Origin of the sequence: Acinetobacter sp. YH12046, from assembly GCF_013419905.1 — a bacterium.
Taxonomy (GTDB): domain Bacteria; phylum Pseudomonadota; class Gammaproteobacteria; order Pseudomonadales; family Moraxellaceae; genus Acinetobacter.
The window spans coordinates 1-3,418 of record NZ_VOZF01000060.1 but is presented as its reverse complement, the minus strand read 5'-3'; the positions used below and the strand labels follow the sequence as shown (position 1 = coordinate 3,418).

The following is a 3,418-nucleotide window of genomic DNA, read 5'->3' as shown; positions in this document are numbered from 1 at the left end:
GGCCAGGCCTCAGCATTTTATTATGGTGATCCCCTGGGCGAAATGCGCCTGGTAAGCAGAGTTTTTGAAATGTAAGGCCTTTGAATAAGACAAAAGGCTGCCTCATCGCTAACTTTGCAACAGTGCCAGTTTTATTACGAACGTGTTTTGGGTGGACAACGGAAAACATATTTCATCGAAAGACCAAAAAAAGAAAAAACACTTCCTGTTGTGATGAGTGAAGAAGAAACCATTCGGGTACTACGCGCTATTGAAAACGTGAAACACAAGGCTATTCTGATGACTATTTATTCGGCAGGTTTGCGCATTTCTGAATGTATAAACCTGAAAATAAAAGACATTGACTCCAAGCGCATGCAAATTCGTATAGAACAGTCAAAAGGAAAAAGAGATCGTTATACCATTTTATCTGAGAAAACATTAATTATTTTAAGAACATACTTTATGGAATATAAACCAAAAGATTATTTATTTGAAGGTCAAAAAGGTGGCGCATACTCAAGCCGAAGTATTCAAAACATTTTTAAAGCAGCTGTTTTAAAAGCAAAGATTCAAAAGGAAGTTACTGTACATACCTTACGACATAGCTTTGCAACGCATTTGCTTGAGAATGGTACGAGTTTACGTTATATTCAATCGTTGTTAGGTCATTCAAGCAGTAAAACAACTGAGGTTTATACACATATTACCACCAAGGGAATGGAACAATTAAAAAGTCCGATGGATTTGTTAGATATATAGAAAGGATTTGTATATTTGAGCAAAACTTAACAAAAAGCACTATGAATATAAATCCTTTTGAGAGAGTAGAAACGAACGGTAAACGGTTGAAAACGGATTTGTCACTGATAATGAAAGGTTTAGCAAAATAAGATATAGTGGATATATACGCCATTTGGCGTATAGCCACTTGTTATGTGCCATTTTTGAATGACAATGCGAATAGATACGGACAAACAAATGAATTTACTTAGTGATAAGAACGTTGCAATAATTGGTGGTGGACCCGTTGGACTGACTATGGCAAAATTATTACAGCAAAACGGCATAGACGTTTCAGTTTACGAAAGAGACAACGACCGAGAGGCAAGAATTTTTGGTGGAACCCTTGACCTACACAAAGGTTCAGGTCAGGAAGCAATGAAAAAAGCGGGATTGTTACAAACTTATTATGACTTAGCCTTACCAATGGGTGTAAATATTGCTGATGAAAAAGGCAATATTTTATCCACAAAAAATGTAAAGCCCGAAAATCGATTTGACAATCCTGAAATAAACAGAAATGACTTAAGGGCTATCTTGTTGAATAGTTTAGAAAACGACACGGTTATTTGGGATAGAAAACTTGTTATGCTTGAACCTGGTAAGAAGAAGTGGACACTAACTTTTGAGAATAAACCGAGTGAAACAGCAGATTTGGTTATTCTTGCCAATGGTGGAATGTCGAAAATAAGGAGCTTTGTTACCGACACGCAAGTTGAAGAAACCGGTACTTTCAACATCCAAGCTGATATTCTTCAACCGGAAATAAACTGTCCCGGATTTTTTCAGCTATGCAACGGCAACCGATTAATGGCGGGACATCAGGGCATTTTATTGTTTGCCAATCCCAATAATAATGGTGCATTGTATTTAGGAATTAGTTTTAAAACGCCCGATGAATGGAAAAATAAAATTCCCTTAGATTTTCAGGACAGAAACAGCGTTGCCGATTTTTTATTGAAAAGATTTTCCAAATGGAGTGAAGTTTACAAACAATTAATACGTTCGGTATCAACATTTCAATGCTTGCCCACAAGGAAATTTCCTTTGAACAATGATTGGAAAAGTAACCGTCCATTACCCATAACAATGATTGGCGATGCTGCTCATTTGATGTCGCCTTTTGCAGGACAGGGTGTAAATACGGGATTATTGGATGCTTTGATATTGTCTGAAAACCTTACAAACGGAGAATTTACAAGTATTGAAAATGCCATCGAAAACTACGAACAACAAATGTTTGTTTATGCAAAAGATACGCAGGACGAATCGACAGAAAACGAAACCGAAATGTTTAGTCCCAATTTTTCGTTTCAAAAATTATTGAATCTATAAACAGTAAGAAAAAACGGCTACTAACAAGCAGTTTTGCAATAGTGGGGCAGAAGTGCAAAATTGAACTTGTGTGCTTCTATCAACTTTTGTACATTAGCTGCCAGTTTAAGATGGGTGCATTTGAGTATGCCCAAAGGAGCCCGCAAGTATGCGCAGGACGAAGCCAGTAGCCGCGCCGATGGTGGCGCGGGTCTATCTGCGCGTCAGCACCGACGCGCAGGACTTGGAACGCCAAGAGGCGATCACTACGGCCGCGAAGGCCGCCGGCTACTACGTCGCCGGCATCTACCGTGAGAAGGCATCCGGCGCACGCGCCGACCGGCCTGAGCTGCTGCGCATGATCGGCGACCTACAGCCCGGCGAGGTGGTCATTGCCGAGAAGATCGACCGCATCAGCCGCCTACCTTTGCCCGAGGCCGAGCGCCTGGTGGCCTCGATACAGGCCAAAGGCGCACGCCTGGCCGTCCCTGGCGTGGTCGATCTATCCGACCTGGCGGCCGAGGCCCAGGGCGTCGCCAAGATCGTGCTGGAAGCCGTGCAGATCATGCTTTTTCGCCTGGCCTTGCAGATGGCCCGCGACGACTACGAGGACAGGCGCGAACGCCAGCGCCAAGGCATTGAGTTGGCCCGCCAGGCCGGGCGGTACAAGGGCCGCCGTGCTGATCCGAAGCGCCGCGCCCAAGTTGTCGCGCTGCGCAAGTCCGGCTACAGCATCAACAAGACCGCCGAGCTGGCCGGGTACAGTGCGGCCCAGGTGAAACGGATATGGGCCGAGGTCAGCCAGGCCGAAGCGAAGCAGCACGGCGCGTTCGTGGAGGACGCATTGACGGAAGCCGATGCCCTGGCCGCTGTCGGCCAGGATGAGCGCCAGGAGGAAAGGGCATGAAGAAGCCGAACCAAGACGACGAGCCGTTTTTCATCACCGAGGAGATTGCGGCCGAAATGATCGCCGGCGGCTATGAGTTCGAGCTGCCGCCCATTCCTTGCACCATCCGCCTACGCGACGTGCTGGAGCGCATGACCGATGCTGAGCTAGCATTGCAGCCGGGCGAGATCGCCGACCAGGAGCGTGAACGCTGCCGGCGCAAGCCGTGTTCAACCTCATGATCTGGTCATGGTATTTTTCATGGCACTGAGCCTGATAGTTCTTGCAAATTGTTGTCACTAAAGGGTTTTGTGTGCTTGTTTACAATCGAGTGGGAGTGACGGGCACTGGCTGGCAATGTCTAGCAACGGCAGGCATTTCGGCTGAGGGTAAAAGAACTTTCCGCTAAGCGATAGACTGTATGTAAACACAGTATTGCAAGGACGCGGAACATGC

General features: G+C 45.6%; 4 protein-coding genes and 1 pseudogene. All 5 read left to right on the top strand.

Annotation, left to right across the window (positions count from 1 at the left end):
• Positions 1-75, top strand: a pseudogene (locus FTU03_RS15745) (IS6 family transposase); the annotation flags it as partial.
• 72 nt (positions 76-147) lie between these two features.
• Positions 148-741 (top strand): tyrosine-type recombinase/integrase, encoded by a 594-nt coding sequence (locus tag FTU03_RS15740; protein WP_205779272.1) that lies wholly within the window; start codon positions 148-150, stop codon positions 739-741.
• Positions 742-930: 189 nt separating this feature from the next.
• Positions 931-2,097, top strand: coding sequence for a tetracycline-inactivating monooxygenase Tet(X3) (locus tag FTU03_RS15735; RefSeq protein WP_024160783.1), 1,167 nt, complete (start codon positions 931-933; stop codon positions 2,095-2,097).
• 148 nt (positions 2,098-2,245) lie between these two features.
• Positions 2,246-2,983: a recombinase family protein gene (locus FTU03_RS15730; RefSeq protein ID WP_001366550.1), complete on the top strand. Its 738-nt coding sequence runs from the start codon at positions 2,246-2,248 to the stop codon at positions 2,981-2,983.
• A complete protein-coding gene (locus tag FTU03_RS15725) occupies positions 2,980-3,204 on the top strand; it encodes a hypothetical protein (protein WP_000743213.1) in 225 nt (74 codons plus the stop codon). The genes FTU03_RS15730 and FTU03_RS15725 overlap by 4 nt, the downstream gene beginning before the upstream one ends.
• Positions 3,205-3,418: the final 214 nt, after the last annotated feature.